We start from the raw sequence: 26971 nt of genomic DNA, 5'->3' as shown, positions 1-26971 counted from the left end.
CGAAGACATCGACTTATTTCAGCTCGCTCGAATAACGCTCGATATCCGCCTGAGGCATGCCCGATTTCTCCGCCGATTCACGAATCTGTTGCCACGTGGTCGGATCGACGGCAATGCCCTTCGCGCCATATTCCGCACGGCGCGCTTCTTCCACATCGCCGGGCGCCAGGATCTCGTCTACGCCCTCGGCACGCGGCGAAGCCTTCATCCAGGCAAGAAACGCTTCCGCTTCCTGTTGTGCGGCGGGTGCGTCGAAGGCGTTCGGGTCGAGAATCACCGAGGTCATGCAATTCATGATCGCGCTCGTCTTCTCCAGCGTGCTTTCATGCGTCGTATAGCCGCCCGACAGCGCTCCGCCAAATATCTCGCACAACGCGGCGAGCCCCGAGCCCTTGTGCAGACCGAAGGCCGTCAACGTACCGAACGGCTCCTCGTGCATGACCTTCGGCTCGATAGTCGGATGCCCTTCGTGATCGAGCAGCATGCCTGGCGCAACTTTCACGCCCTTGTTGTATGCGACGCGCGTCTTGCCGTACGCGATGCCGGCCGTCGCGAAGTCGAGCACCAGCGGCGGTTTGCCGTCGCGCGGATAAGCCGCGCAGAACGGATTCGTGCCGAAACGGCGGTCGATGCCGCCGAACGGCGCCACCAGCGGATCGCCCGCGACGTTCACGAAATGGAAGGACACGAGGCCGGCCTTCGCGCACTGCTCCGCCCAGTGACCGATCCGGCCGATGTGATGCGCGTTGCGCAGGCCGACAGCGCATACACCCAGTTTCTTCGCGCGCTCGATGCCATGTTCCATCGCCTCATAGGCGACGACCTGGCCAAAGCCCTTGCGGCCGTCGATGCTCAACACCGCGCCGGCATCGCGCACGATTTCGGCATGCGTGTTGAGTTGCAGTTGCCCTTCGCCGAGCGAAGCGACATAGCGCGGAATCATGCCGATGCCATGCGAATCGTGCCCCGACAGGTTCGACATCACGAGGTGGTCCGCGATCAGTTCGGCCTCGCGCGGCGCACTGCCCGCGTGCGTCCAGATGGCGCTGACATAGGCGTGCAGCGTGTCGGCGGCAATGCGCCGTTCCGGGGCGTTCGTGCTGGGCGTGGAAGATGCGTTCATTGCAAGACTCGTCTCCATGATGATGGGCTTGCGCGTCCGGCGTCGGGACGCGTGCGGGCCTATCACTTTACCGACGATCAACTGGCCTTACCAGTTTGAATTCACAGTTTTCCGCGAACGGCCGACAAAAAGCCCGGACAAGCCGGGCCTTGCTGAAGCCTGTGTCTTGCAAAAACCTCGCTGTCAAGGCGCCAGCGCAATCACCTCCGCCACCGAAGCCGTCAGCTTCTTCGCATAAGGCACATGAAGGAATTCATTCGGCCCATGCGCGTTCGACTTCGGGCCGAGCACGCCGCACACCATGAACTGCGAGCGCGGGAAGCCTTCCTTCAGCGTATTCATCAATGGAATCGTGCCGCCCTGCCCCATGAAGGCCACATCCGCGCCGAAGTGCCGCCGCGACGCCTCGCTCAGCGAGCCGGCGAGCCAGGGTGCGAGGTCGGGCGCATTCCAGCCTGTCGCCGCTCCCGCCTCTGGCTTGAACGTCACCCGGGCGTTATAGGGCGGATCGAGTTCGAGCAAGGACTTCAGTTGGGCCACCGCCGCCGTGGCCTCGACGAGCGGCGGCAGGCGCAACGACAACTTGAACGCCGTACGCGGCGCCAGCACATTGCCGGCGTCGGCGAGCGCTGGCAGGCCGGCCGCGCCTGTCACGGTCAGCGAGGGACGCCAGGTGGAATTGAGCAACGCCTCGTGCGGGTCGGTGGTGGTCGGCAGGACACTGCCGCCGTCCTGCCCGCAGCTCCACGGCAGCTTTTTCCAGACATCGTCGCCGAGGATATCGGCGGTGACTGCCGCTTCGCGCTGCCGCAGCAACGGGATCTCGCAATGAAAGTTCTTCGGCAGGAGATCGCCGGTGCTCGCGTCCTCGAGGCGCTCGAGCAACTGCCGCATGATGCGGAACGTCGACGGTGCAATGCCGCCGTAGCCGCCCGAATGAATGCCCTCGTCGAGCACCTGCACTTCGAGGTCGCCGCCGACCAGACCACGCAGCGACGTGGTCAGCCACAGCTGATCGTAGTTGCCGGCGCCCGAATCCAGGCAGATCACCAGACCGACCTCGCCGAGTCTGTCGCGCAACGCGTCGATGTAGGGCAGCAGGTCATAGCTGCCCGACTCCTCGCAAGTCTCGATGATGCCCACGCAGCGCGGCCGCTCCACGCCTTGTGCGTCCAGCGCAGCGAGCGCCGTGATGCTGGCGTAGGTGGCGTAGCCGTCGTCGGCGCCGCCGCGGCCATAGAGCTTGTCGTTCTCGAACTTCGGCGTCCAGGGGCCGAGGTCGTTGCGCCAGCCTTCGAATTCCGGCTGCTTGTCCAGATGGCCGTACAGCACCACGGTTTCCGTGCTGCCCGAACGGGTCGCGGGTGCCTCGAAGAAGATCACCGGCGTGCGTCCGGCCAGGCGCACGATCTCCACCTTGAGCCCCTTGACCGGCTGCGTCTTCACCCAGTCCACCGCGTCCGTGACCACGCGCTCGATGAAGCCATGGCCCGCCCAATCGTGGTCGAACATCGGGCTCTTTGCGGGAATCGCGATGTAGTCAGTCAGCGCCGGAACGATCTCGTCGTTCCACTTGCGTTCCACAAAATCGCGCAGCGCAGCGGAGTCCAGCTGCACCGCCTCGTCGTGTTGCATGCCGCCGCCGGTAGTCATGAGCGTGTGTCCATTGAAGCAAAAATCTCATGATAGACGGGTTTCACGCCAGATTCGAATTGCGACTCATTGCTCATACAATTTGTTTGACTTCGCTCTATCGACTGGGGACTGCGTTCCGGCTACATCATCACGGCGCAGCCGATACCACCACGCGCGTCACGGCAGGATCGGCGTCGATTGCCTGCTCGGTGAAAGGGAAGCGCGCCCAGCGCTTCGCCGCGAATGCGCGGGTTGCGTCGGCGGAGTGAGGCGAGGCCGGATCGTCCGATTCGGAGTGCGACAGCATCGTGTCGGCCTCCACGCCGTCCACTCCATCTGCGCCGAACGTCACGACCTGGACATAGCTGTCGCCCTGCCCGTTCGGATCCATCGGATAGCCTTTCGCGTCCAGCGGCCGCCGCGCGCACACGACCGTGAAGTATCCCGCCTCGTCACACCCGCCGTAGAGCGGCACGCGCGCGCCCTGGCGAGTGGTGTAGAGAATGTCGCCGCGTCGCGAATCGAGCGCGAAGCCGTTCAGCCTGAGCGCAAGCGCCGCGCCGCCCAGCGCCTGACGCAGATCCTGCAGCACGGCCGGATTGTCGACGTTGAAGTCGGCCGGCGTCGCAAGCGGCTTGTCCGGATCGAAACCCGCTACGTACAGCCGCTCGGGCGCAATGCGCGTGATGCGCATCCAGAACTCGTCCCACAGGTTGGCGCCGCGCGCGTCGATGTCCGCCGTCCCGTTCCACTGGCGCAGCACCTCGCAGGCGTCGTGCAGGTTGGACAGCGCATCGTTGACAGTGCAGACGGCGTCGAGCAGCGGCTTGCGGAACAGCCGTTCGGACATCGAGTGAGTCTCGAGCACGGCCGTTTCCAGCGCGTCGCGCGTCACCCCGCCGCGCTCGCGTTGCAGGCGCGCGGCGAGCAGATGGCCATAGCGCGTGCGCAGCGATTGCTCGACGCGCGTGGCCCCGGCGATGCGCGGATAGCCCGTCAACGGCGCGTTGGCGTTGGTGAGCCAGTAGCTGTCATTGAAGTTGCCGACATAGTCGCCGCGCACGGTGTTCGCCATCTGCCCGACGGCCAGCGCACCCGCTTGCGCGCTGGCCGGATCGACGCGCCACGCGCAGGCGCTCCGTGCGCCGTCGAGGAACGGCACGCCCGGCACGCGCCCCGCGAACGCACGGCCGGCGGGCGTCGTGCAGGTTTCCAGGAGATCGTCGGGGACATCGGGAATCGGGCCGATGTCCGCGAACCACACGCGTGCATCGCCGCGACCGATGGCGAACGTGTTGACCCACGGCATCCCGGCGTAGCGTTTCTGGATCGCGATGAAGTCGTTCAGCGAACGCGCCTGGTTCCACGCGAAGAAGTTCTGGAAGGCGCGCAGGTTGTCGGCATTGACGTCGGCGAGCGCGTAGGCGCGCTGCGCATTCCAGCCGAGGCCCGGCGCCTGCGCCGACAGATCGACGACCGGACCATAGCGCGTCTTGTAGAGCGTGCGCGCGACCATCTCGAAGGAACCGTCGGCGCGCCGCGCGCGCACCGTGAGCGGCACGGGCGTCATGGCCTCGCTTTGGCCGTCGACGAGATAGCGCGTCGGATCAGCCGGATCCAGCGTGAGCTGGAAGATGCCGAAGCGCCGCGCGCTCGACACCGTATGCGTCCACGCGACGTTCTCGTTGAAGCCGAGCACGATCAGCGGCACGCCGAGAAACGACACGCCCGCGACATTCACCTTGCCCGGAATGGTCAGCTGCGCCTGATAGAAACGGTCCGGGCCACGCCAGAACCAGTGCGGATTGCCGAACAGGATGCTGCGTCCGTCGTGTGTCACCGGAGCGCCGAACGCAAGCGCATTGCTGCCGATGCCGGGCGTGTCGCCGATCGCAAAACGCAGCGTGTTCGCGGTCTGCTGCGGCGCGTCGAGTGCGCCGCGCGGCGCGGTGGTGGCCGCGCTCGGCGGATGGGCCATCGCGATCGGCGTGATGAAGCGCACCGAACCGCCGGCCAGATTGGCCGCGATCAGACGCCGGTAGATATCGTCGGCGCTGATCTTCGCGATCCACGGCTTGCCCCGGCACGCCGCATGCGCGCCCGGCGAACGGCCTGCATCGATTTCGGTGAGATAGCGGTTGTAGCCACTGGCGAAACCATCGATAAGATTGCGCAAGTCGGCCGGCTGCGCCGCGCGAAAGCGGTCGAGATTCGCCTGCTCGCCGATCAGCTTGAAGAAGAAGTCCGAGTCGATATTGCGCGGCTGACCGAAGGTCGCGGGCGCGGAAGGACGGGCATCCGCGCCGAAGAAGGCGGAACGCTCGCCCCGATAGGTGACGAAGGCATCGGCGAGCGTGCAGAGGTTATCGTCCGCCTGTGCATACCCGAAACCGAAACCCAGACTGCCCCAGTCGGCGGCGCGGATGTGCGGAATGCCGTCACGGGTGCGGCGGATTTCGGCGCTCCAGGTGCTCGTGCTCTGTGTGAACTGTGCAGACGGCGGACCGCCATCGGACGATGGCGGCGGATAGGCGCAACCGGCCAGCAAAACGCTCGCGAGCATACCGGAGATGACGAGGCTGATGGTCTGATTCATCGCGCGAGTCCCTCGGTCCAGTCAGCGTGACACCATGAAACCATGAAGCCGTGACGATGGGCGAACCACTGTCCGCGCGCAGTATCGCATCGGGTGCGAAGCATGCACCGCCAAAGTCTAGCCGCTCGCGGTGGTATCGCGAACCGGTGCCGCCCCTGACCATTCACCCCGAAGATGACCGATTCCGACGATCCCCGCCCCACTCCGCCCGAATCCCCGCTGCCTGGAGATTGCTGTCAAAGCGGCTGCGACCCCTGCGTGTTCGATCTTTATGACGAAGCGCTAGCGCGCTATCGGACGGAACTGGCGGCGTGGGAAGCGCGTCATCGTCCGCAAGCAGCCCGGGACGATTGACAGACGGCTTTCGTCCGGCGATCCGAGCAGTTACGCGGGCACGGCGCTATGCTGGTGTCCCCCTGTCGGCCGGAGCCGGTTCCGGCTGCCTGGTAGCAGGCAAAAGGCAGGCAAAAACCATTCTCTAGGAGCAGCGCCCCATGTCTCTCACGATGTATCACGCATCGATTCCCGTCTTCATCCGCGGCCTCGAAGTGTGCGCGGATCTGCTCGCCAAAGGCGCCGCCTTCGCGGACCAGAAAGGCCTCGCCCACGCAGATGTCCTCAACGCCCGGCTCGCACCCGACATGCTGCCGCTCGTCGCGCAGATCCAGCGCGCCAGCGACACAGCCAAACTGTCGGCGGCACGCCTGTCAGGCGTCGAGGCGCCGCGTTTCGAGGACGACGAGGACAGCTTCGCGTCACTGCAGGCGCGCATCGAGAAGACGATTGCGTTTCTGACGAGCATCGACAAGTCCACACTCGTCGACAGCGAAGCGCGCACGGTCACGCTGAAGTTTCCGGACTTTTCGCCGTCGTTTTCCGGCGTCGATTATCTGCTCGGCTTCGGGCTGCCGAACTTCTATTTCCACGTCGTCACGACGCACGACATCCTGCGCCATCTCGGCGCGCCGATCGGCAAACGGGATTTCCTCGGTCCGCTCAAGTAGGACTCAAGTGAAGACGCCGGGCGCTGCGGGACGAACCGTCCCGCTCACCCCTGCCGCGCCGCGATCTGCTTGCGCCAGCCGGCGAGAATCCGGCGCGCGAGCGCGTCGTAGTCGCCGCCGAAGTGGTGGTCGCCCGGCAGCTTCACCACTTCAATACCTGTCTTCGTCAGGTCCGGGCATAGCGTGTCTTCTTCCTTCTCACCGTAGATGCATTGCACCATCGCCGGCGGCACCTTGTTCAGTTCCGGCCGCACCTTCAGCGCCTTGTCGCTCGCCGGCATGCCGAGCCAGCCCGTCACGCGGATCTGGAAATCGGCGGCGGGCGAAAAGCCCATCAGCGAGATGTACGACACCTGTTCGCGCACCCCGTCCGGCAGACGGTTGTAGGCGAACGGCATGACGTCGGCGCCGAACGAGTAACCCAGCAGCGCCACGTGGCTCGTATGCCAGCGCGCGTTGTAGAAGCGGATCACGCGAGCGAGGTCGTTGGCCGTCTGCTGCGGCGTTTTTTCGCTCCAGAAGTAGCGCAACGAATCGATGCCGATCACCGACACCCCGTCACGCTGCAACGCAAGCGCCATGGTCTTGTCGAGATCGCGCCAGCCGCCGTCGCCGGAAATCACGATGGCGAGCAGATCGGTCGCCTTGTCAGCGCGCAGTTCGATCAGCGGCAGATCGGAGACATCGCCCTCGGCGACCGGCTCGGCCTTCTTCAGGTGCGGCGCGGTCAGCGCGACCAGCGCATCGGCCTTTGAATGACCCGGCTGCGGCGCCGCCGCGCGCTCCAGAAACCCCGGCAAACCCTGGGCGTGGATGATGGTCGGGTCAGGCGGACACGGATCGAACCGGGCGTCGAGCTGGGCATCGGCGTTGAGCGACACCGCGCCCGCCACCGTATTGTCCGGAGCCTGCCGCAGCGAACTCTCGGCGAGCGCCGCGCCCTGGCCCGTGCCGGCGAGGATCGGCGAATAGTAGTGGTTCGTCTGCACGGTGCGCTCGAGCTGATGGCTCATGTTCTCCGCATCGCCGACCAGGTTGTGACACTCCTTCTCGCTCTTGTCCGCCTTCACCTGCGCCGCGTATTTCAGCGTATCGACGCCGATCACCATCGCGCCTTTCGCGGCGAGGGCGTCAGCGGCCTGCTGGTCCGACGGACTCCAGCCGCTCTTCTCCGAAAACAGCACGACGAAACCGGTCATGTCGCCGGCGGGTTTCGTCAGCGTCACTTGGCCGTAGCGGCCGCCGGGAATCGATTCAGCGGCATGCGCCGCGCCCAGCCAGGAAACAGCACACACGGCGGCGGCTACGAACGCCGCCGCTTTCTTGCAAAGGAATGTCATGAACGCCAGCCGCCCGCGAGAAGCGAGAGATCCGCCAAAGTGAAAAATACGCCAACCGAACCGGATGCCGCCAGATAACGCGGCTCCCAGCGCGGCTGGAACTTGCTCTTGAATCCGCGCAGCCCGCGGAAGTTGTAGAAGCGTCCGCCGAAACGCCAGACGAGGCCGGCGAAGCGGTGCCAGTGCGACGCGAGCGGCGTCGGCTCCATGCCCGATAAAGGCGCGATGCCCAACGACAGCGACTTGAAGCCCGTTTCCTTCAGATGCAGCGCGAGCTTCGTGAAGAGATACTCCATCGCGTACGACGACGCCGCTTCGACATGGCGCATCACGCCGACGGTCGCTTCGGTGTTCATGTCGGTGGTCATGAAGGTGACGAACGCCACCGGCACGCCCTGCTGCCGGACCAGCAGCACCGATTGCGCCGACAGATAGTCCTCCGTGAACGCCGCCACCGAAAAGCTTTTCTCGCGCGCGGAACGGCTGTCGAGCCAGTCGTCGGAGATGGCGCGCAGCATCGGCAGGCTGGCGACGATGCGGTCCGGCCCGATGACCTCGGTATCGAAGCCATCGCGCTCGCCGCGCTTGAGCGCATAGCGCAGATGCGAGCGGTGCGATCCCTTCAGGTCGAAGTCCGCCAGCGCCACGTGCGCTTCCTCGCCGAGCTTCATCAGCGTCAGGCCGGCGTCGAGATACAGCGGCAAGGCGTCGGCGCGCACCTGATAGAACGCGGCGCGGCCGTTGTGTGCATGCGCCAGTTCCACGAATTTGCGGATCAGCTCCGCCCACTCGCGGCGCGGACCCACCGGATCATGCAGCGCGGCCCACGTGCGGCCGTGCTTGGCGTACATCAGGAAGGCTTCGCGCGACTCCGAAAACAGGAAACTCTTGTCGCCCATCATCGCGAGGCCGGCGTCGCTGCGTTCCTGCGCGCGGAAGATGCGCGCGGCATCGGCGAGATCCTGCGGCGCGGGCTTCACGAAACGGCCCGCCGCCGGACGCAGCAGCTGCCACACGGCGAACACCGTGCCGAACACAGCCGCGGCGAGCGTCGCGCGCAGCGCACGCGGGGCGCGCTCGTCGAACGCGAACTGCCACCAGAGATCGCCGCTGTACGGCACGTCGCGGAACGCGAAGAACATGATCCAGAAGGCGAACGCCATCACGACGCCGATCGAGATCAGCCAGGTCGCCGTGAAACGCTCGGCAAACAGCGACGAACGGCGGTTGAAGCGCTCGCGCGTCAGCACCAGCAGCACGATCAGGAATGCCAGCACGCCGACTTCGACGAAGGCCAGACCCTTCGCCAGCGACAGCGCCAGGTTGGCGACCGCCAGGCCCAGCGCGAGCCACCAGGCGGCGTCGAGCCGGCGCAGCAGGCCGCGCGCGACGAACAGCAGCAGCACGCCGAGCACGGAGCCGAGCAGTTGCGAGCTTTCCAGCACCCACAGCGGCACGAGGGTCTGCAGGAGCGCGATGCGCATCTTGAAGGCCGGCGTCGCGCCGGAGATGACGAGCATGGTGCCGGCCGCGAACGTGACGATCGACAGGAACACCGGCGCGAGCTGCGACACGTGATGCGGGCTCAGGAAGCCGAAGCGGCCTTTCAGCGCGCGGCCTTCGAAGGCGGCCATCACGCCGGCCGAGAGGATCAGCGGCAGGCCGAAGTAGATCGCGCGATAGGCGAGCAGCGCCGCGACCACGTCGGGCGTCTGCGCGCTGCCGCCGAGCGCGAAGACCATCGCTGCCTCGAACACGCCGACGCCGCCCGGCGTATGACCGATCATGCCGAGCAGCATCGCGGCCGAGAAGACCGTCATGAAGTCGATGAAGCCGACTTGCGGATTTGGCAGCAGCGCCCAGAGCGCGAGGCCCGCGCCGAAGACATCGACGACGGCCAGCGCCGCCTGCGCGACGAAATCGCGCCGCGCCGGCACGGTGAACGACACCCACTTCCAGCGCGACTGCAGCGTGCGCGGCGCGCGGCCGCACAGCAGGACCATCGCGGCGAACACGGCCAGCAGCGCTGCGCCCGTCGCGCGGAGTGCGGCGGGCGGCAGATGCAGCAGGGCCGCGAGCGTGTGCGCGTCGAACAGCATGCCGGCCGCGGCCATGAAGGCCAGCGAGAGCGCCAGCGTGATGCTGGTGAACAGGGTGAGCCGGCCGACTTGCGCGGGCGTCACGCCGGAGGCGCCATAGACGCGGCAACGCACCGCGCCGCCCGTCAGCGCGCCGAAGCCGGTGACGTTGCCGAGCGCCGAGCCGACCGTCGCGCCGACCCACAGCAGCGAGCGCGGCAGCGTCACGCCGATGTGCCGCAACCCGACCGCATCGCGCCCGACGAGTGCGGCGAAGGACAGCGCGGTGGCGAACAGCGCGGCGAGCCAGGCTTGCGGCGTCATCACGCGCAGCGAATGCACGACCGACTTATAGTCGACCGCGCGCGAAAGATGCTGGAAGACGATCAGGAGCAGCACGCAGATCACGACCGTCAGGACGGGCGCGGCGAGCCGCTGAAGCTGGAAGCCGCCGGCCGTGGGGCCGGACGGGGCGATGGCGCGAAGCCGGGCGAGCAACTTTGTGCGGGACATGCGTTCTATCAGACTGGCTCACGATGCCAGCCGGCGAGGAATCGCCGGGGGCAGCGGTACATCGGGGTTATCGGGCTCGCGCACCGTACGCGCCACACGCGCTCAGAAAACGCGCTTTCGGCTCGGGTCGCCCGCGCTCGCGCCATACAAATGGCTTCAGGCAATGAAACGCCTATATAACGGCGACGGTTGACCCGACTTGACGCATATTGGGAAAAGTACGGACTGTAAGGTTAGCAGCCGCTGCTGCGGCGCTTCCGTTATTACTGATTGTAATAACCGTTGTCGGTCGGAATGCAAGAAAGCCGCTAAGATCGGACCGGCCACGCGGCAACGCGGAAATGACTAAAAAAGGTATCGAATCATATGAAGAGAAAAGTGACACTCCTGTGCGCGGCCCTGAGTGCTTCCCTGCTGTGCGCGTGCGTCGCGACGGACGACAGCCTGCTCAGGACCGTGCCGATCGGATCCGGCACCTCGCAGAGCAAGCCTTACGAGTTCACACGTTGTGTGAAGTCGGCCTGGACGTCGATTGGCGGGCGCGTGCGGGAATACTCGCCGGGCCCCGACACGCAGGCCATCTCGATTCCGAGCGGCGGTCCGACGAGTCAATCCGTGGTGTTGTTGATCGCGCAGGCATCGGCGAACAACACCGGCTACACGATCTATGGCGATATCGGCGTGGCGGGCCGCTATGTCGCGGCCACCCATACTTGCGACTGAATTCTCCGGCGCGGCGGCTCAGGAAGGCTTGCCGTCGCGCATGTCGACGCCCGCCAGATGGGTGCCGACCACCCGTCCGATCAGATAGCCGTCCGACGCGCACGCGTTGACGCGCTCCTTGCCATCCCACTGGATCTTGTATTGATCGTCCTGCGAGTGGATCGCGGAGGGATCGAACTTGCGCTTCGGCTTGCCGCCGTTGCGCGCGTCCTCGCCGACCATCCGGTTCCAGGTGAGCGCGTAACCGTAGCGGACGCCGTCGGCGAAGGCATCGTCGTCGCACACCTGGCTGGGAGTCTTCGTCTTGACCATCAGGTGGTAGCCGTCCGGGCTGCCGACCATGATGCGGCGCTCGCCGGGAGGCAGGGCCGGCGCGGGCGGCCGCACCGGCGTGCGCGCCGTCTGGACCGGCGCCGTGCCCGACGCGGGCGCGGCGGCATCCGTGCCGTCCTGCTGTGGAAGGGGCGCACACGCGCCGAGAATGAGCACCGCGCTCGCGGCAACCGCCGCGCCGGCACCTTGCATTGTCTTGAACGATAGCCTGCGAATCACCTGCGCTGAACCCGTCTCGAATTAGTCCGGGCTCTACCTTACCATCTCGCGATGAATTCCTCGGAACGTTCCTAAACGACGATGGGCCGCCTCCGAGACGGCCCTGCGCGGCTGCGTGCGGATCAGGACGCCGACGAGGTATTGCTCATCGGCATCTCGATGCCGCGCCGCGCCATCTCGACAATCAGGAAGGTTCGCCGCGTGACGTGGAAGCGCGCGAGCAGATCGCTCGAATATTCCTTTGCGGTGTTTGCGCTGATGTACATGGTGCTCGCGAGGGCCTTGTTCGACAGCCCCTGCAGCTTAGAGCGCAGCGTCTCGGTAAGGCGCGGCGGCAGGTCGAGCGACTCGACCGTCACGCTCGGATGCGGCGTGACCGGCCTCGGACTGTGACCGCCCTTGCCGAGCACCGTGTTGGGCAGGTACACGCGGCCGTTCAGGATGGTCTTGAGCGCCTCGCGGAACACGCCGGCGCCCTGCTCGCTGCCCTTGGAAATGAAGCCGCACGCGCCGTTCTTGATGCATTCGAGCACGGTGTCGCGGTCGTCCTGCGCGGACAGCATGATGGTCTGGACTTCGCGCTCTTCCTCGCGGATCCAGTTCAGCAGGTCCATGCCGGTGTCCTGGCCACGCAGATGGTAGTCGAGGAAGATGAGGTCGTAGGTATTGGCGGAAAGCTTGGCTTTCGCCTGTTCGAAACCGTCGGCCTCGTCGATTTCGAGCAAAGGCTCATTGGCCAGGATGAGACTTTTCATCGCGCTCCTGGTGAGCCCTTCGTCCTCAACTAGCAACACTGTTTTGAAATAGCCATTTTCCATTGCGACGCTCCGAGAACGGTTTCGATCTTACGCGGGCCTTGGACGACTTCTACCCCCCTTTCGCAGGGATCCATTCGGCAGTCTCCCAAAATCTCTGAACTCCCCTTCCCGTGCCGGGTTGAGCGATAAGCATGGCCGGTCGAAACTGGCGGCATCGAATCAGCCATATCAAATAACGACCAGGAGGATGAGATGTCAAGCCGTCTAGCCCACAACGAGAGCGAGTTCGCGTTGTGGCGAATCAAGCGGGCTCGTACCAGCGATGCATCACGCCGCGTGCTGATCGCCCACAAGGACAAGTCGATCGGCGATTCGCTCGCCGTGCAACTTCGGCTCAAAGGCTTGCAGGTCATCCATTCGCAGGATCTCAAATCCGTCCGCGCGCTGGTCGGCAGCTGGCAGCCGCACGCGCTGCTGCTCGACACCAGCCTCGACAGCGACTCCGGCTACGTCTTCCTGCGCACGCTACAGATGGATTCGGAGATGACCGGGCGCCTGCTCGTCGCGATGAGCAACGTCTGGCCCGCCGATCCCGTCCAGATGCTCAAGGACGCCGGGTTCGACGCGCATTGCCGCCGGCCGTGCGCGACCTGGCGGATCGTCGATATGGTCGAAGCGTTCTTTTCAGCGCCGCTCAGGCGCTGATGTTTCCATGTTTGCAGGAGGTGTCGCATGAACCCGCTTGCCTGTCTTGTGGCTCGAGGCCTGTTGCCGGCGAATGCCTCGCGTGTGCGGACCTCGGTGGAAGCGCGCGTCAGGCGCCGCCGCCGTCGCCTGGGGCCGGGATCACGCCGGTTGCCATCGCGAGCGACGCCCGTATTTCACTACCTGGCTCGATGACCGCCACACCCGTTCCGTCCACGCCGCGCGCCGCGAGATTGAAGCCGTCGCTGACGTGCGACACCGGCTCGACGCACAGATAGCCCGCCCCGGCCGGACAATGCACGACGACGTGGCTCAAGGCGTTGCCGGCTGTGAGGGCAAGCGTACGGCCGTGCGCGTAATGCAGCGTCGCGCGGCCGTCCCAGCCGCTGAGATAGCGCGTGTAGCCCTGCATCTCGCGCGCGTGCCGGCGGGGCGGCGCCTCGCTGGCGACCCCGACCGCGATCTCTTCCTCATGGCGCCACAGCGTGGCCGCGTCGACTTCCGCCTCCGTCGCGGCGAAATAAGGATGGAAACCCAGCCCGACCGGCATTGGCAGCGATGAGCGGTTCAACACGCGCATCGACAGGCGCGCGCCCTCGGGCGTGGCCTCGATCAGCTGCACCGCTTCGAACGCCCACGGCCAGCCATGCTCGTCCGCGCGATGCACGAAGCGCAGCACGGCGCAATCCGGCTCGTGCAGTTCCACCTGCCACGCCGCGAACTGGCCGAAGCCATGCAGCGCGTGCCGCATGCCGGGAAATGTCGCCAGTTCGACGAGTGAACCGTCCGGCCCCGCGAAGCGCGCATCGCGCACCCGGTTGGAGAACGGCACGAGCGGATAGCTTCCGCCTTTCGGCCACGCGTGGCAGGGCCAGCTCGCCGCCGTCACCGGCGCGAGCCATTCCTGAACGCCGTGTGCATCCGCGGTGGCGAAGCGCGTGATGCGCCCGCCGGCCTGCGGCGCGATCTCCAGCGTATGCGGCCCGCTGGAGATGACGAGCTTCGGCTCCGCCTCGAGTGTCACGACCTAACGCATCTTCGTCACGTTGCTGTTTCGTCAGGGAGAAACCGGCGCGCGGCCGCGTCCATGTCGGTCACGGTCACTGTTTCTGTTCCTTCACCCGCGACACGAGCTGCGTCGGGCTCACGAACTGCAGCGCGATCAGCACCCAGACCATCGTGATCGCCATGTAGATCATCGCCATGGCGTCGATGGATTGCGGCGCGCGCACGCCCGTCGAGAACACCGCGTAGTACAGCGCGACCACCAGCGTCTGCGTGGTCGGTCCGGCGGTGAAGAAGGTGAGCTCGAACATGCCGATGGTGCGCACCAGCACCAGCAGCCCTGCCGCGAGCATGCCCGGCACGAGCAGCGGCAGCAGCACGTAACGAAAATAACGGAACGTGTTCGCACCAAAAATGCGTGCGGCTGATTCCAGATTCGGATCGATCTGCTCGATAAACGGCGTCATCACCAGAATCACGAACGGCAGCGCCGGCACCAGGTTCGCGAGAATCACGCCGGTCAGCGTGCCCGCGAGATGGAACTTGTACATGACCGTGGCCATCGGAATGCCGTAGGTCACGGGCGGCACCATCAGCGGCAGCAGGAACACGAGCATCGCGAAGCGCTTGCCGGGGAACTGCACGCGCGCCAGCGCGTACGCCGCCGGCACGCCGAGCACGATGGACAGCAGCACCACCGCGCCCACCACTTCGAGCGTCACGAGCAGCACGCTCGAGAGCTGGAAATCGCTCCATGCCTGCGCATACCAGTGCAACGTGAAGCCCTGCGGCAGCAGCGTACCGAACCAGCGTGTCGCCACCGAGTTCACGGCGACGGTCGCGATCAGCAACAGTACGTTGAGCAGGAAGAAGCCCATCGTCGCCCAGACGATGCCCTTCCACAGTCGGTCGCGGAGGCTCGTTTGCTGTTTCATCGCACGGGTGGCGCCTTGTGTCGGGGCGCCGGCCTGCCAGCCGGACGCCGCGTGGTTATCGGTTGTCATCAGCCCTTGCCTCCGGTCACCGGACCCGTATAGAAGAAACGGCGCGCGCCGAGCATGCCGCCCACCACGAGCAACTGCACGAAACCCATGACGATCGCGATGGTCGATGCCAGCGCATAGTCATAGCTTTCGAACGCGGCTTCCGACGCAGCGATGGAAATGACGCGCGTCGGACCGGCCGGCGCGCCAAGCAGCACCGCCGACGGGAACACCGAAAACGCCTGCACGAAGGACAGGCACGCAGTCATCGTCAGGCCCGGCAGCAGCAACGGCAGGTAGACCTGGCGAAACTGCTGCCAGGGACTCGCGCCGAGCGTCGCGGCCGCGCGCGCGAGCGTCGGGTCGATGCCGGTCACGTAGGACAAGGTCAGCAGGAACGCGAACGGAAAACCCGACACGATCAGCGAGATCAGCACACCCCAGTAGTTATGCGTGAGGCGCACTTCATCGCCGTACAGGTGCAACGCCTGCAAGGCCTGCGGAAACCAGCCGTTGGGGCTGAAATAGGTGAGCATGCCGTCGGCGATCAGCACCGTGCCGAGCGTCACCGGCACGACCAGCAGCGTGGTCACGAACTTCTGCCACGGCGACGTGCGGCGCAACGCGAACGCCACCGGGACCGAGACGCCGACGTTGATGACGGTGGCAGGCACGGCGAGCTTCAGCGTGACGATGATGGTCGGCCACATCGACGTATCGGTGAAGAACGTGATGTAGTTGGCCCAGATGCTGCCGCCGTTCATCGGCTGGAACGACAGCATCAGGCCGTACGCGAACGGATAGATGAACAGCGCGACGATGAAGAGCAGCGCCGGCGCAACCAGCCAGCCCTTCGGATCGCGCGGCTGGGCGGGCAGCGCGATCATTGCTCTGCTCCGTAGACGAGGATCTTCGATGGCGCCACGCGCAGCGCAATGCGCTCGCCTTCCGCACATTCACCCGCGATGCGCGCCCACAGCCTGCCGAACGCCGTATTCACGATGATGAGCGAATCGCGGCCGCCATACTCGACCACTTCCACGTGCGCATCGAAGGCGTTTTCAGTGCCGGGCGTCGCGCGCTCCATGTCTTCGGGGCGCAACGCCACCGCGACCTGCTTGCTGTCGAAACCTTCCATCGGCGTGCCGAGCAGCTTGACGCCGTTCGCGTTCACGGCGACCGCCTCGCCCTGCGTGCCTTCGAGCGTCGCCGCGACTACATTGCGAAAGCCCATGAAGCGCGCGACGTGCAGGTTCTTCGGTCGCGAATAGACTTCCTTCGGCGACGCCACCTGCTGCACCACGCCTTCCCTCATCACGACGATGCGATCCGCCATCGACAGCGCCTCGTCCTGATCGTGCGTCACGTAGAGCGTGGCGCGCTCCAGCTTGCCGTGAATGCGGCGGATCTCCGCGCGCATCTCGATGCGCAGCTTGGTGTCGAGGTTCGAGAGCGGTTCGTCCATCAGCACGAGCGGCGGCTCGATGACGATCGCGCGGGCAATGGCCACGCGCTGCTGCTGGCCGCCGGAGAGCTGGCCGGGCAGCTTGGCGTCGTGACCGGTCAGTTGCACGAGTTGCAATGCGGCTTTTGCGCGCCTGGTCGCTTCGGCTTTCGGCACGCCGCGCATCTTGAGGCCGAAGCCGACGTTGTCGAGCACCGACATATGCGGGAACAGCGCGTAGTTCTGGAAGACCATGCCGAAGCCGCGCTTCTCGGGCGGCAGCACGTCGATACGTTTGTCATCGAGCCAGATACCGCCCCCCGTCAGCGGCTGCAGGCCGGCGATGCAGTTGAGCGCGGTGGACTTGCCGCAACCCGATGGCCCCAGCAGCGCGATGAACTCCCCGCGCTGGATGTTCAGATCGAGGCCTTTCAGTGCGGCGAGCTGTTGCCCTTCCGCGTTGGTGAAGCTGCGCGAGACCGAGTCGAGGCGCAGTTGCTCAAAGGTGTGCTTCATGACGAATTCCTGCGCGCGGATAAGCGCGTGTCTTGTGCAGGCGGCGACGCTCCTTGCCAGGAACGTCGCCGCATCGGGGCCGCGGTGGGCTTACTTCGTCTTTGCCGCGCCGATCTCGCGATCCCATTTCTGGAAGGCGGCGACCATCGCCTGGGCATTCAGCGGCACGACGTGCGGACGGTCCGCAAGCAGCTTCGCGTACTCGGGACGGCCGAACTTCTGGATCACTTCCTGGCTCTTCGCCGGGGCCATCGAGAGCGGCACGTCCTTCACCGCCGGGCCCGGATAGAAGTAGCCGTCGTCATAGGTCAGCGCCTGCTGCGCGGGCTCCAGCATGAAGTTCATCAGCTTGTAGAGCACGTCGAGCTTTTCCTTCGGCACGCCCTTCGGGATGACCATGTAGTGGGCGTCGTTGACCCAGGTCATGTTGTCGAAGGCGCCGACCTTGAATTCCGCGGGCACGATGCCGAGCGCGCGCGGATTGATGTCCCAGCCCGTCACGGTCACGGTCATGTCGCGCGTGCCTTCCCCGAGTTCCTTCATCACGGCCGACGTGCCGCCCGGATAGTACGGAACGCAGTCGTTGAGCTGCTTGAGGAACGCCCAGGTCTTGTCCCAGCCGTTGATCGGGTCCATCGGGTCCTTGTCGCCGAGCACGTACGGCAAACCCATCAGGAAGGTGCGGCCCGGGCCGGAGTTGGCTGGACGCGCATAGATCAGCTTGTTCGGATGCGCCTTGCACCACGCCAGCAACTGATCCGGAGTCTTGGGGACGTCGGTGACCTTGGCCGGGTTGTATTCGAGCAGCGGACCCGCGGGCATGTACGTCACTTCGAGGCCATAGCCTTGCGCGATGTCCTGCATCTTGCGCGGACCGGGCGCGTACTTGTCGAGTACGCCGGGGAATGCCTTCGATTGATCCGGCAGGAGCTTCTCCCACAGGCCCTGCTGGATGCCGGCCGCGAGCGCGTCAGTGCCCGTCACGACGAGGTCGATGTCCGAGCGCCCCGCCGCCTGCATTGCCTTGATCTTGCCGGGCAGCTGCGGCGCCGGGGCATTGGTGAAGGTGATGCTGGAAACCAGGTCGGGATACTTGGCCTTGAAAGCCTCGAAGCCCTTTTGCGTCAGTTGCAGATTGCCTGCGACGTCCACGATGTTGATCGACACGGGATCGGCCGCCTGCGCCGCACTCATGCCGAAGGCCGCGCCGACGGCGATGCACACCGTCGCCAGCTTCACTGACAGTCCTGCCTTGAAAACCATGTTGTCGTCTCCTCACTTCGCTCGCAACCACGGGTCGGGAAGGGATCGGTCGCGTCACCGACATCGCTTGCCGCGCGAGCGCCGCCCCGTTTGTGATTCTTTCTCTGTGCTGCGTGTTTTTTAAGTCGGGCTTGTCTGGTGGTTTGTTTCTGCGCGCATCCTGATTGCCGCTGGAAGCTGAAAAATAGCTAACGAGGTTATAGGATGTCAAGCAAATTGCCTTGTGCTGGCGTGTTACCGAAACCTTGAGAGGTATCGTTTTCTTAAGCTGATAACGGCTTGCGGCCGTATCTCGGGAGATACCCGAAGCCAGTGTTTTCTCGACGGTTTAACCGCTCATCAAGAATGTTTCCTTGAGCGTTTCCGTGAGTTTCCTTTGAGGCTTCAATTGGGCGGCCACGCCGTGAGTCCGAGCGCCTGGACTCCTTCAGGCAGACTAGCGGCCGGTCTACATGGACTCGATGCCACCCCCAAATTCTTCCTGCCTTCATGCGAGATGTTGTCAGGCAACTTCCGAAAGCTCTGCGCGGTTGCCAAGGTTGTATGACAACGCATTGCCGAAGAACTCGCTAAACGCCGAACATGCGCTCGAGTGCGTGCCTGAGATGAGCGTCCATGGCAGCCGCAGCTTTCTCGCGATCATGGGCTTCGATCGCTTCGAGCACCTCGAGGAGCTCTTGCTGAGTGAGCCGCTGACGTTCCAGCGCATTGAGCGGCGACAGCGTCTGCGACAGATTCGAACTGAAGATGATCTGCTCTTCGATGAAGGACAGCATCGTGACGAAGAAAGGGTTTCTGGACGTTCGCGCCACGGCTAGCCGGAAGGCAAAGTCGTCGTGCGCATCGATGCCCTTTTGCGCCTCGACGGAGCTTGCCATCCGGTTCCAGGCAAGCCTGAGCGCGTGCAGGTCGGAGTCCTCGGCCTTGTCGGCGGCCAGCTCGGCCGCGCCGGTTTCCATCACCAGACGAAATTCATAGCAGCGCCGGATGTCGGACAAGGTTTCCACAGGCGCAAAGCGGCGAGCGTCCGGATCAGGCCGACGCCCGACCACGGTGCCCGAACCGCGCCGCGTCACGATGATGCCGTCGGCGCGCAGGCGGGCAAGCGCCTCGCGCACCGTGGGGCGCGAAGTGGCGAAGCGTTCTGCGAGCGCGTGCTCTGTCAGCAGGCGATCGCCTTCCTTGAACTCGCCTTCGACGATGCGGTTGAGAATGTCGCTGTAGATCCGGTCGGCGAGGCCGGCTGCCTTGCGCTCGTTCATGTTCTCGCGAGGGCACGCTTGTCAGGAAGAGCACCGATTGTAAGGCAGCTTTTTTTGATTCGGCGGATGAGTTTTGCATCACGAATGCAAAATGCAACGTGCAAACGCGTTTCAGTGCTGCGTGGAAACGACAAGGGCGCGCCCCGATGCCCGGCGGCGCGCCCTTCCCTGTTTGCGGAACTGCTTCGTTCGTCTACAGCGACAGCAGCCTGCGCGCTTCCTTCGCGGTCGCTACCGGCCGGCCATACTCCGCGCACAGCGAGGCCACCCGGCTGACCAGTTGTGCATTGCTCTTGGCGAGGGTGTCCTTGTCCCAGCGCACGTTGTCTTCGAGACCGGTACGGCAGTGACCGCCCATTTCGAGCGTCCAGTGGTTTACCTCGAGTTGATGGCGCCCGATACCTGCTGCGGTCCAGGTTGCATCGGGGAGATGCTTGCGCAACTGCTCGACTTCGAACTCGAGGATCTCGCGCCGCGCGGGCAAGGCATTCTTTACGCCAAGGACGAACTGCACATGCACCGGCGACTTCAGCAAGCCCTGGTTCACGAGATCGACGGTGCTGTACAGCATCGCCAGATCGAAGATTTCGATCTCGGGTTTCACGTGATGGTCGAGCATGGTTTGCGCCAGCGAGCGCACGAAGTCCGGCGGATTCTCGTAGACGATAGTCGGAAAGTTCACTGATCCCGTGGCAAGCGACGCCATGTCGGGCTTCAGATCCAGCATCGCGCCCCGCTGCTCGAAGGAGCGGCCGCGTCCGCCCGTCGAGAACTGGATGATGATGTCCGGACAGTGCTTGCGAATGCCCTCCTGCAGTTCCGCAAAGCGGTGACGGTCCGAGCTGGAGCGTTCGTCCTCGTCGCGCACATGCAGATGCACGAGCGTCGCGCCCGCGTCGTAGGCTTCGTGCGTGCTTTCGATCTGCTCGGCAATCGTGATGGGCACGGCGGGATTGTCTTTCTTGCGCGGCACCGATCCGGTGATCGCGACGGAAATCACGCAAGGTTCCTGGGTCTTCGCTTCAGTCACGCTTCGCTCCTATGCGGCAATATCGTCAGACGGAGCACGCAATCGCGCAACGCCATCCAAAATTAACTATCTAGTACGTTTGTGAATGCTGAGGCATGGCCTGCCGCGCTGCAAGCCACACAAACCCTTAGAACGTTCATCGCGGACAGTTGCAAACGACCGTTCGTTGTACGGTGCGGTTGACGCCCGCGCGCGCGGCCTCTCTATGGTTTCTGGGCGTGTTCCGCAAGCATTCTGCCGACCTGCTCGTCGGTGATGGCTGGCTTGATGTCGAACATGAAGATGTCGGCCCATTCGAGCGCCCAGCGAGCCAGCGGTTCGACGTCATCGCATTCACATACGGCGATACCCCAGATTGAACCGATTGCATGCCATCGGCCAATCAGATGAATGCCATCCGGCGGCTCGCCGCGCGTCTGGAGGAATCGCTCGGCGGCCTGTCTTTCCACTTCGGGTTGCGCCGTCCAGTTGACGATGAATAGCATGGCTCGATCCTCCCGATGGACACCGCGACGCGTATGCATGGCGACGTACGCGCGGCTGCATCGGCGCGCGGCCGATGCAATCACTGCAGTATAGGAGGCGGCCGGAAAGAAAAGCGTGAAACGTATTTTGCGTATTGCATTACGCATTCAGCATGCCTCGAATGCACTATGCTCTTGCCACCCGTTGCGTCGCATTGAAGAAGCGTTCAGGGCAGCACGACAACGGGCACCCGTGTCACCGGCTGCGCGTAAGTCACCCGGATCGCGGGCGTCACCGCATAAGCTGGCAGCGGGACCGGAGCGACGATCACTGGCGGCCGCGGGGGCGGCGGTGCAATGACTGCCACCGGAGCAGCCACTGGCGCAATCGTCACGGTACGCGCGGGCACATAGTAGTACGGAGGCCGCGGAGGCGGTGCGTAGTAGTACACCGGGCGCGGCGCTGCGATGACGACTGCGGGCGCCACATAGGAAACCTGCACGCTCGTACCGGCCATTGCGGTCCTCGCGCAAGTCAGGGTAATGGCGGCCACGGCGGAAACACTCAGCAAGCGAAAGTTCATGATGATGGTCCTCAATGCACGTCAGACGTTGGGAATGGCCGAGCAAAGGAAGCGTCGGCCGGCGATGAGAACGATAGCGAAGCGCCGCGCAAAGCGTGAGCGATGACTTGTGTCGGCGCGTGTCATCGCCGGCCATGCCGTGCACATGACATGCGGCGACATGGATTCACGGCGCGCTCGGGATTGCGCTTGCAACGCGGCTCAATAGAATGAGCCTCACCTGTCTTGCTCATTCGCATCCGAATCAAGGAGAGACTCATGCGAAAGACCCTTGCCGCTGTTGCTGCCTGCCTGGTGTGCGTCGCTTTGGCCCCGGCCTTCGCGCAGACCGCCACCCAACCGATGGGCGCAAGCCCGCATGTCGAACGCGCGCTTGGCCAGTTGCAGGCCCGCTTCACGAACGCCAACACCACGCGCGATGGCAGACTCACCCGTGAGCAGGCCGCCAGCGGCATGCCGATGGTGGCGAAGCATTTTGACGAGATCGATACGCAGAAGAACGGTTTCGTCACCCTGCCGCAGATCGAGGCGTTCATGCGCGCCCACGCCTCGCAACGCTGAACGCTGAACGCTGACCGCCCGGAGCCCGCTCATGGACACCCTGCCGAAGATCATCGTGCTCGACGACGAAGCCGAGTTGCGCAACATGCTGCAGCGCTTTCTGAGTTCGCAGGGATTCGAAGTGCGTGTCGTCGAGAACGGCAAGCGGCTCGACCGCTATCTCCAGCGCGAACCTTATGACCTGCTCGTGCTCGACTGGATGATGGAGCCGGAAGACGGTCTCTCCGTGTGCAAGCGTCTGCGTGCCGAAGGCCAGACGCTGCCGATCCTCATGCTCACGGCCAAGGGCGATCCCGTCGACAAGGTCGTCGGCCTCGAGACCGGCGCGGACGACTATCTCGCCAAGCCGTTCCTGCCGCAGGAACTCGTCGCGCGGGTGCGCGCGCTGCTGCGCCGCCAGAAGATCGCCGCCGGCGATCCGACGCATACCCGGCAAGTCATCCGCTTCGGCGAATTTCGCCTCGATCTCGCGCGCCAGATGCTCTTCAGGAATGGCGAGCCCTTCGAGATCCACTCTGCGCAGATGCAGTTGCTGAACGCGCTCGGTTCATCGCCGAATCGTGGGGTGAGCCGCGACAACCTCATCGCGCGCACGCGAGGCCGCGATCATGACGCGCTCGATCGCAGCATCGACGTGCAGGTGTTGCGGCTGCGGCAACTCGTCGAGGAAGATCCGGGCAAACCGCGTTTCATCAAGACCGTGTGGGGCGTCGGCTACATGCTGCTCGCCGAAGTCGAGGCGGATGCGCCGTGAAGCTCGCGCCGCGCTCGCTCTTCGCGCGCAACGTGCTGTTGCTTGTCGCGCTGGTCGCGGTGAGCCAGGTCTGCGCCATCGCCGTGCTGCTGCATTTCATCCAGACGCCGCGCATTGAGCGCGCGGCCTCCGCGTTCGCGAGTTACATCGTCACCCTCGACACGCTGCTCAGGACGACCCCGCCCGACGCCGCGCAAACCGTCACGTCGCATCTCGACATGCGCGCCGAATTGCCCGCGGGCGCCGCGCCCTTCACGCCTGAGTCGCGCCTGCATTTCTATGAAACCTATCAGCGGCGGACCTTTGTCGAGAGCCTGCGGCGTCATCTGCCCGCAGACCTGCTGGTGCGCTGGCAAAGCGGCGATACCAGCGACGACGGTCAGCAGCGCTTGTGGATTCGCGCGCATCTGTCGAACGAGCCGCGCTGGATTGCATTGCCGGTTCCCGAAGCCGCCCATGGCGACGGCATCGCTACGGCCCTGCTGCTCTCGCTGGGACTGGGCGCGCTTGCCACCGGCACGGCGTATGTGATCCAGCGGCACCTGAACCGCCCGCTCGCCCATCTCGCCGACGCGGCGCGCCGTGTCTCAGCGGGTGGGGACCCGGGCGTCCTGCCGAACGATGGCCCGACCGAAATCGCGGAAGTCAGCGACGCCTTCAACCGCATGACCGCCGCGCTGAGGGAAGCCGACGCGACGCGCGCACTGATGCTCGCCGGTATTTCGCACGACATCCGCACGCCGATGACCAAGCTGCGTCTCGCGATGGCCATGTCGTCCGTGCCGTCGATGGACGCGTCATTCGCGGCATCGGCGGAAGGCTACCTCGAGACCATCGACACGATCCTGCAGCAGTTCATGGACTATGCCGGAAGCGGCGCGAAGGAGATGCCGGTCGTCGGCGACCTGAATGCGCTGATCGCGAATCTCGCCGCTGATTTTGCAGGCCTGGGTCACGAGTTCACGCTGGAACTCGGCGAAGTGCAGCCCTTCGCGTTCCGTCCCATCAGCATGATGCGCATGTTGATGAACGTCATGCAGAATGCGGTCCTTTACGGTGTGGTGGGACTGGAGGCTCGCACCTGGACCGACGCGCGGACACGAAGCGTGTGCGTCGTGATTGCGGATCGCGGCAAGGGACTCGCCGGGCAGGATCCCGAGGCGCTCAAGCAGCCGTTCAGGCGCGGCGGCGGCGAAGGCCAGCCGAAAGGCACGGGGCTGGGCCTCGCGATCGTCGAGCGCATTGCCAGGCTGCATGGCGGCACGCTCGAACTGCGTCCGCGCGAGGGCGGCGGCGCCGAGGTGCGTATCGTTCTGCCGCTCTGATGCTTACGCCATCAGCGGCGGGTTGTCCTTTCCGCGATCCGTGAACCATACTGCAATCAGCAGGAGGAGCGCGCCATGGAACCCTCGCTTCACCGCAACACGGCAGTCACGCTTCACGTCCGCTTAGCCGACGCGGATGCCATTCCGTTTCCCACCCGTACTCTCGAACGAGGCGCCGCGCTCTACACCACGGGTGAGCCGCTGCGCTCGCTTTATACCGTGCAGAGCGGCTGCTTCAAGAGCGTCGCGACCTTTCCGGCGAACGATCTGGACAGCGCGCCTCATACCCAGGTCACCGGCTTCCATCTGCCGGATGAAACGCTTGGCCTCGACGGCATCTGCACGGGACGACATGAAAGCGACGCCATCGCACTCGAAAACAGCGTGGTGCGCATCATGCCCGTGGGCATTCTCGAACCGCTGTGCCGCGAATATGCGGCCATGCAGCACGAACTGCTGGCGGTCATGAGCGCCGAGATCGTGCGGGCCTCGCGACTCGCACTGATGCTGGGCACGATGCCCGCGCGCGAGCGCGTGGCGGCGTTCCTGCTGGACCTGTCCGAGCGGCTCGACGCGCCAGCGCCGCCGGCTGACCTGCTGCTGCCAATGACGCGCGGCGACATCGGAAGTTATCTCGGTCTCGAACTGGAAACCGTGAGCCGGATGCTGTCGAAGCTGCAACGTGAAGGCGTGATCGGGCTCAACGGCAGGCAGTTGCATATCGTCGATCGCATGAAGCTGGAACGCCTTTGAGCGCATCGGTGCGCGATCCATTTCGCCATGCCAACGACGCCTGGTTCTTTGCATGATGCATTCTGCATTCATTGTTGCACCGCACACGCAACGGATCCGCCCGACGCCGCCGTTCGTGCGGGTTGCAACCTGCTGGGGCGTTCATTGTCCAGCGTGGTGCAACGCGCACGGACGGCGGGCGGATTCGCGTGTCACCGTCGGCACGCTTGCGGCTTATGTGATGGGGTTGCGCCTTGGAAGCCTGCGGCAAAACGCCTACTGAAAGTCGTCATATTGCCGAGCTAGACTGAAATTGATGCGCCGGTACTTTCGTGACGTCATCCGACGCAAATCGGCATTGGACTTGCTTGATGCTTGCGTGCTTCGCTCTGCTGCAATGCGCAAGCGCTGTCGATAGAGGCTCCCTTTCCGAACGTCGCGCCGATGAAACTTGTCCATGCGGCGCCATTAAACTTATTGGCCGTATGCCGTTCGAAACCGACATTGCTGCTCTCGGCGTGCGAGGCCCGAACCAATACGCGCGGCGCAACGCCTGAAGCGAGTTGCTTCGAGACGCCGCCTTTCATTCGACGACGCTCATGGCCGGCGTACATGCGCCGAGCGTCATGTCCATCGATTCGTATCATGGAGGATGACATGCGTATCACCGTGAAGCTGGATGGTTTCGAAGGCGCCCAATCCGCGGCATACGCCATTCTGTGGCTCGACAAGGAAACACGCCGCTGGTCGCGCGAGGGACACCAGGCGGTCGAAGTCCCTGACTGGGGCGGACTGCGCGCGGGAACGAACGGAACGATGATCTGCGGCCAGCGCATCGAAGAGCCGATCTGCGTGCTGGAGCGTCTTGACTTCGATACCCCCGGCGGCCCTTGCGAAGGCCTCGCCGGACGCGTGCTGTGGTATGCCGGTGGCGTCGATGGCTCAAACCCGCACAGCACTGGACGCTGGCATGTGCAGTGCATCGACCGCGAACAGATCCAGGCCGAGCATGGCGTGTTCGCGGGAGGAGAAGATCGCTGATTCACCCGGCCGAAGGATCAGGGATCATCGCCCGGCAGAGGCGTCAGCATCACGACAAACGACGCCGCCCCCAGCAGAATCGCGAGCACGCCGTACCAGGTCACAGCGGTCTCGTCGAACAGCAGCCCGCGCAGTGCCGCATGAATGCCGCCGAGTGTCACGAAGACCGCCCCCAGCGCCGCAACGATTCGTCCTTCGCCCTTGATCATGATGCGCTCCCGCCTGCTTCCGCGGTGGGAGCCAGCTGCCCGTGAACCGCTCGCCACCGCCTGTCACCGTGTATTCATGGTCGTTGCGGCACCGTGGCGCACGTTGACCTGCATCAAGCGGGCATCATGGCGAGCGCGATCGTCATCGTCGCCCACATGGCGTTTTCCCTTGCCCCAAGATCGGCCTTTAAATTGGTAGTATCAGGTGCCGGCGGCGTCTCGGCCTGGGGACGCACGCAAGGTGAGACAGCCCGGTCATCCGCGCTCTTCATGCAGTCGGACAGCGGAATCCGCGCTCGACCGAACGAATCTGGGAGACATGATGAATCAAAATTTCAGCGATCCGTTCAGCCAGTTTGCCGCCATGTTCCAGCAATATCAGTTGCCGGGATTCGATGTCGCCGCGATCATGGAATCGCGTCGCAAGGACGTCGAGGCACTCGCGGCAACGAACCGCGTCGCGTTCGGCGGCATCGAAGCGTTGCGCGACAAGCAGCTTGAAATCCTGCGCCGCACCTTGAGCGATCTGGAGGGCATCGCCAAGCAGTTCGCCACTGGATCGGCGCAACCGCCGTTCAACGCCAACGAAGTCGTCCAGCGCGCCTTGCATAACGCACTCGCCGACATGCAGGACATCGCGCGCACCACTCAACAGACGCAGGCCGAAGCCTATGCGCTCGTCAGCAAGCGGATGGAAGATGCGCTGAAGGAATTGAAGTCATCGATGGAGAAGCCTCAAAGCTAGGCGCTCCGGCGCGGTTCCGTTCTTCT

28 protein-coding genes are annotated in these 26971 nt (G+C 64.6%); 10 read left to right on the top strand and 18 right to left on the bottom strand.

Translation table 11 applies throughout. From position 1 onward, the window contains the following. Window positions 1-13 precede the first annotated feature (13 nt). From QCE62_RS30150 to QCE62_RS30140, 3 genes are all read right to left on the bottom strand, one after another. A complete protein-coding gene (locus QCE62_RS30150) occupies window positions 14-1123 on the bottom strand; it encodes a malate/lactate/ureidoglycolate dehydrogenase (RefSeq protein ID WP_309926208.1) in 1110 nt (369 codons plus the stop codon). A 183-nt stretch (window positions 1124-1306) separates the two neighbouring features. Continuing rightward, the gene (locus tag QCE62_RS30145; protein WP_309926206.1) at window positions 1307-2776 is read right to left on the bottom strand and encodes a M20 family metallopeptidase; all 1470 of its coding nucleotides are present in this window, start codon (window positions 2774-2776) and stop codon (window positions 1307-1309) included. Window positions 2777-2906: 130 nt separating this feature from the next. Continuing rightward, the gene (locus QCE62_RS30140) at window positions 2907-5354 is read right to left on the bottom strand and encodes a penicillin acylase family protein (RefSeq protein ID WP_309926204.1); all 2448 of its coding nucleotides are present in this window, start codon (window positions 5352-5354) and stop codon (window positions 2907-2909) included. Between the two features lie 174 nt (window positions 5355-5528). On the opposite strand from QCE62_RS30140, the gene QCE62_RS30135 reads away from it, so the two are divergent. Together QCE62_RS30135 and QCE62_RS30130 are read left to right on the top strand one after the other, a co-directional pair. After that, complete coding sequence (locus tag QCE62_RS30135) at window positions 5529-5708, top strand: oxidoreductase-like domain-containing protein (protein WP_309926202.1); 180 nt, start codon at window positions 5529-5531, stop codon at window positions 5706-5708. A 140-nt stretch (window positions 5709-5848) separates the two neighbouring features. Beyond that, complete coding sequence (locus QCE62_RS30130) at window positions 5849-6358, top strand: DUF1993 domain-containing protein (protein ID WP_309926200.1); 510 nt, start codon at window positions 5849-5851, stop codon at window positions 6356-6358. A 44-nt stretch (window positions 6359-6402) separates the two neighbouring features. Here QCE62_RS30130 and QCE62_RS30125 read toward each other — a convergent pair whose 3' ends face one another. Then, entirely contained in the window at window positions 6403-7698 is a 1296-nt protein-coding gene (locus tag QCE62_RS30125; protein ID WP_309926197.1) for an AcvB/VirJ family lysyl-phosphatidylglycerol hydrolase, read from the bottom strand. Further along, window positions 7695-10289, bottom strand: coding sequence for a bifunctional lysylphosphatidylglycerol flippase/synthetase MprF (gene mprF, locus QCE62_RS30120; protein WP_309926196.1), 2595 nt, complete (start codon window positions 10287-10289; stop codon window positions 7695-7697). The genes QCE62_RS30125 and mprF overlap by 4 nt, the downstream gene beginning before the upstream one ends. A 366-nt stretch (window positions 10290-10655) precedes the next feature. Here mprF and QCE62_RS30115 point away from each other — a divergent pair, with 366 nt between their 5' ends. After that, on the top strand, window positions 10656-11012 hold the full coding sequence (locus QCE62_RS30115) for a hypothetical protein (RefSeq protein WP_309926193.1): 357 nt from the start codon (window positions 10656-10658) through the stop codon (window positions 11010-11012). A gap of 18 nt (window positions 11013-11030) precedes the next feature. On the opposite strand, the gene QCE62_RS30110 is transcribed toward QCE62_RS30115, so the two are convergent. Together QCE62_RS30110 and QCE62_RS30105 are read right to left on the bottom strand one after the other, a co-directional pair. Further along, complete coding sequence (locus QCE62_RS30110; RefSeq protein ID WP_309926191.1) at window positions 11031-11537, bottom strand: hypothetical protein; 507 nt, start codon at window positions 11535-11537, stop codon at window positions 11031-11033. Between the two features lie 149 nt (window positions 11538-11686). Continuing rightward, on the bottom strand, window positions 11687-12382 hold the full coding sequence (locus QCE62_RS30105) for a response regulator transcription factor (RefSeq protein WP_309926189.1): 696 nt from the start codon (window positions 12380-12382) through the stop codon (window positions 11687-11689). A gap of 192 nt (window positions 12383-12574) precedes the next feature. On the opposite strand from QCE62_RS30105, the gene QCE62_RS30100 reads away from it, so the two are divergent. Then, on the top strand, window positions 12575-13027 hold the full coding sequence (locus QCE62_RS30100; protein ID WP_309820036.1) for a histidine kinase: 453 nt from the start codon (window positions 12575-12577) through the stop codon (window positions 13025-13027). A gap of 109 nt (window positions 13028-13136) precedes the next feature. Here QCE62_RS30100 and QCE62_RS30095 read toward each other — a convergent pair whose 3' ends face one another. From QCE62_RS30095 to QCE62_RS30055, 9 genes are all read right to left on the bottom strand, one after another. Continuing rightward, a complete protein-coding gene (locus QCE62_RS30095) occupies window positions 13137-14051 on the bottom strand; it encodes an aldose epimerase (RefSeq protein ID WP_309926188.1) in 915 nt (304 codons plus the stop codon). Between the two features lie 76 nt (window positions 14052-14127). Next, window positions 14128-14967: an ABC transporter permease gene (locus tag QCE62_RS30090; protein ID WP_404987798.1), complete on the bottom strand. Its 840-nt coding sequence runs from the start codon at window positions 14965-14967 to the stop codon at window positions 14128-14130. 68 nt (window positions 14968-15035) lie between these two features. Then, the gene (locus tag QCE62_RS30085; RefSeq protein ID WP_309926185.1) at window positions 15036-15902 is read right to left on the bottom strand and encodes a sugar ABC transporter permease; all 867 of its coding nucleotides are present in this window, start codon (window positions 15900-15902) and stop codon (window positions 15036-15038) included. Further along, window positions 15899-16975 carry an ABC transporter ATP-binding protein gene (locus QCE62_RS30080; protein ID WP_309926183.1) on the bottom strand — a complete coding sequence of 359 codons (1077 nt, stop codon included), beginning with the start codon at window positions 16973-16975 and terminating at the stop codon, window positions 15899-15901. The genes QCE62_RS30085 and QCE62_RS30080 overlap by 4 nt, the downstream gene beginning before the upstream one ends. A 90-nt stretch (window positions 16976-17065) precedes the next feature. Continuing rightward, complete coding sequence (locus QCE62_RS30075) at window positions 17066-18238, bottom strand: extracellular solute-binding protein (RefSeq protein ID WP_309926182.1); 1173 nt, start codon at window positions 18236-18238, stop codon at window positions 17066-17068. 569 nt (window positions 18239-18807) lie between these two features. Beyond that, window positions 18808-19500, bottom strand: coding sequence for a FadR/GntR family transcriptional regulator (locus QCE62_RS30070; protein ID WP_309926181.1), 693 nt, complete (start codon window positions 19498-19500; stop codon window positions 18808-18810). Between the two features lie 193 nt (window positions 19501-19693). Next, window positions 19694-20530: a 3-keto-5-aminohexanoate cleavage protein gene (locus QCE62_RS30065; protein WP_309926179.1), complete on the bottom strand. Its 837-nt coding sequence runs from the start codon at window positions 20528-20530 to the stop codon at window positions 19694-19696. Window positions 20531-20733: 203 nt separating this feature from the next. Further along, entirely contained in the window at window positions 20734-21162 is a 429-nt protein-coding gene (locus QCE62_RS30060; protein WP_309926177.1) for a DUF3303 family protein, read from the bottom strand. A gap of 59 nt (window positions 21163-21221) precedes the next feature. Beyond that, window positions 21222-21578 carry a hypothetical protein gene (locus tag QCE62_RS30055; RefSeq protein ID WP_309926176.1) on the bottom strand — a complete coding sequence of 119 codons (357 nt, stop codon included), beginning with the start codon at window positions 21576-21578 and terminating at the stop codon, window positions 21222-21224. Between the two features lie 258 nt (window positions 21579-21836). On the opposite strand from QCE62_RS30055, the gene QCE62_RS30050 reads away from it, so the two are divergent. The 4 genes from QCE62_RS30050 (at window position 21837) to QCE62_RS30035 (ending at window position 24971) form a co-directional block, all read left to right on the top strand. Next, on the top strand, window positions 21837-22139 hold the full coding sequence (locus QCE62_RS30050) for an EF-hand domain-containing protein (protein WP_309926174.1): 303 nt from the start codon (window positions 21837-21839) through the stop codon (window positions 22137-22139). A 31-nt stretch (window positions 22140-22170) separates the two neighbouring features. Further along, window positions 22171-22893 carry a response regulator gene (locus QCE62_RS30045; protein WP_309926172.1) on the top strand — a complete coding sequence of 241 codons (723 nt, stop codon included), beginning with the start codon at window positions 22171-22173 and terminating at the stop codon, window positions 22891-22893. Beyond that, window positions 22890-24218, top strand: coding sequence for an ATP-binding protein (locus QCE62_RS30040; RefSeq protein WP_309926170.1), 1329 nt, complete (start codon window positions 22890-22892; stop codon window positions 24216-24218). The genes QCE62_RS30045 and QCE62_RS30040 overlap by 4 nt, the downstream gene beginning before the upstream one ends. Before the next feature lie 75 nt (window positions 24219-24293). Beyond that, entirely contained in the window at window positions 24294-24971 is a 678-nt protein-coding gene (locus QCE62_RS30035; protein ID WP_309926169.1) for a helix-turn-helix domain-containing protein, read from the top strand. A 317-nt stretch (window positions 24972-25288) separates the two neighbouring features. Here QCE62_RS30035 and QCE62_RS30030 read toward each other — a convergent pair whose 3' ends face one another. Further along, complete coding sequence (locus QCE62_RS30030) at window positions 25289-25537, bottom strand: hypothetical protein (protein WP_309926167.1); 249 nt, start codon at window positions 25535-25537, stop codon at window positions 25289-25291. 70 nt (window positions 25538-25607) lie between these two features. Here QCE62_RS30030 and QCE62_RS30025 point away from each other — a divergent pair, with 70 nt between their 5' ends. Further along, the gene (locus QCE62_RS30025; RefSeq protein ID WP_309926166.1) at window positions 25608-25991 is read left to right on the top strand and encodes a DUF3564 family protein; all 384 of its coding nucleotides are present in this window, start codon (window positions 25608-25610) and stop codon (window positions 25989-25991) included. A 17-nt stretch (window positions 25992-26008) separates the two neighbouring features. On the opposite strand, the gene QCE62_RS30020 is transcribed toward QCE62_RS30025, so the two are convergent. Next, complete coding sequence (locus QCE62_RS30020; protein WP_309820007.1) at window positions 26009-26200, bottom strand: DUF2964 family protein; 192 nt, start codon at window positions 26198-26200, stop codon at window positions 26009-26011. Between the two features lie 319 nt (window positions 26201-26519). Between QCE62_RS30020 and QCE62_RS30015 the strand changes: the two genes are divergently transcribed. Further along, window positions 26520-26945 carry a phasin family protein gene (locus QCE62_RS30015; RefSeq protein ID WP_309926165.1) on the top strand — a complete coding sequence of 142 codons (426 nt, stop codon included), beginning with the start codon at window positions 26520-26522 and terminating at the stop codon, window positions 26943-26945. Window positions 26946-26971 lie beyond the last annotated feature (26 nt).

Origin of the sequence: Caballeronia sp. LZ033, from assembly GCF_031451265.1 — a bacterium.
Lineage (GTDB): Bacteria > Pseudomonadota > Gammaproteobacteria > Burkholderiales > Burkholderiaceae > Caballeronia.
Note: the sequence above shows the minus strand (reverse complement) of the source record. Positions and strands in the feature narration are given on the sequence as shown.

What these genes read in the sequence shown, in the direction of transcription:
- QCE62_RS30150 (WP_309926208.1), bottom strand. Translation starts at nt 1,123, where the DNA reads ATGAACGCATCTTCCACGCCCAGCACGAACGCCCCGGAACGGCGCATT.
- QCE62_RS30145 (WP_309926206.1), bottom strand. Translation starts at nt 2,776, where the DNA reads ATGACTACCGGCGGCGGCATGCAACACGACGAGGCGGTGCAGCTGGAC.
- QCE62_RS30140 (WP_309926204.1), bottom strand. Translation starts at nt 5,354, where the DNA reads ATGAATCAGACCATCAGCCTCGTCATCTCCGGTATGCTCGCGAGCGTT.
- QCE62_RS30135 (WP_309926202.1), top strand. Translation starts at nt 5,529, where the DNA reads ATGACCGATTCCGACGATCCCCGCCCCACTCCGCCCGAATCCCCGCTG.
- QCE62_RS30130 (WP_309926200.1), top strand. Translation starts at nt 5,849, where the DNA reads ATGTCTCTCACGATGTATCACGCATCGATTCCCGTCTTCATCCGCGGC.
- QCE62_RS30125 (WP_309926197.1), bottom strand. Translation starts at nt 7,698, where the DNA reads ATGACATTCCTTTGCAAGAAAGCGGCGGCGTTCGTAGCCGCCGCCGTG.
- mprF (WP_309926196.1), bottom strand. Translation starts at nt 10,289, where the DNA reads ATGTCCCGCACAAAGTTGCTCGCCCGGCTTCGCGCCATCGCCCCGTCC.
- QCE62_RS30115 (WP_309926193.1), top strand. Translation starts at nt 10,656, where the DNA reads ATGAAGAGAAAAGTGACACTCCTGTGCGCGGCCCTGAGTGCTTCCCTG.
- QCE62_RS30110 (WP_309926191.1), bottom strand. Translation starts at nt 11,537, where the DNA reads ATGCAAGGTGCCGGCGCGGCGGTTGCCGCGAGCGCGGTGCTCATTCTC.
- QCE62_RS30105 (WP_309926189.1), bottom strand. Translation starts at nt 12,382, where the DNA reads ATGGAAAATGGCTATTTCAAAACAGTGTTGCTAGTTGAGGACGAAGGG.
- QCE62_RS30100 (WP_309820036.1), top strand. Translation starts at nt 12,575, where the DNA reads ATGTCAAGCCGTCTAGCCCACAACGAGAGCGAGTTCGCGTTGTGGCGA.
- QCE62_RS30090 (WP_404987798.1), bottom strand. Translation starts at nt 14,967, where the DNA reads ATGAAACAGCAAACGAGCCTCCGCGACCGACTGTGGAAGGGCATCGTC.
- QCE62_RS30085 (WP_309926185.1), bottom strand. Translation starts at nt 15,902, where the DNA reads ATGATCGCGCTGCCCGCCCAGCCGCGCGATCCGAAGGGCTGGCTGGTT.
- QCE62_RS30080 (WP_309926183.1), bottom strand. Translation starts at nt 16,975, where the DNA reads ATGAAGCACACCTTTGAGCAACTGCGCCTCGACTCGGTCTCGCGCAGC.
- QCE62_RS30075 (WP_309926182.1), bottom strand. Translation starts at nt 18,238, where the DNA reads ATGGTTTTCAAGGCAGGACTGTCAGTGAAGCTGGCGACGGTGTGCATC.
- QCE62_RS30070 (WP_309926181.1), bottom strand. Translation starts at nt 19,500, where the DNA reads ATGAACGAGCGCAAGGCAGCCGGCCTCGCCGACCGGATCTACAGCGAC.
- QCE62_RS30060 (WP_309926177.1), bottom strand. Translation starts at nt 21,162, where the DNA reads ATGCGTAATGCAATACGCAAAATACGTTTCACGCTTTTCTTTCCGGCC.
- QCE62_RS30055 (WP_309926176.1), bottom strand. Translation starts at nt 21,578, where the DNA reads ATGAACTTTCGCTTGCTGAGTGTTTCCGCCGTGGCCGCCATTACCCTG.
- QCE62_RS30050 (WP_309926174.1), top strand. Translation starts at nt 21,837, where the DNA reads ATGCGAAAGACCCTTGCCGCTGTTGCTGCCTGCCTGGTGTGCGTCGCT.
- QCE62_RS30045 (WP_309926172.1), top strand. Translation starts at nt 22,171, where the DNA reads ATGGACACCCTGCCGAAGATCATCGTGCTCGACGACGAAGCCGAGTTG.
- QCE62_RS30035 (WP_309926169.1), top strand. Translation starts at nt 24,294, where the DNA reads ATGGAACCCTCGCTTCACCGCAACACGGCAGTCACGCTTCACGTCCGC.
- QCE62_RS30030 (WP_309926167.1), bottom strand. Translation starts at nt 25,537, where the DNA reads ATGAAAGGCGGCGTCTCGAAGCAACTCGCTTCAGGCGTTGCGCCGCGC.
- QCE62_RS30025 (WP_309926166.1), top strand. Translation starts at nt 25,608, where the DNA reads ATGCGTATCACCGTGAAGCTGGATGGTTTCGAAGGCGCCCAATCCGCG.
- QCE62_RS30020 (WP_309820007.1), bottom strand. Translation starts at nt 26,200, where the DNA reads ATGATCAAGGGCGAAGGACGAATCGTTGCGGCGCTGGGGGCGGTCTTC.
- QCE62_RS30015 (WP_309926165.1), top strand. Translation starts at nt 26,520, where the DNA reads ATGATGAATCAAAATTTCAGCGATCCGTTCAGCCAGTTTGCCGCCATG.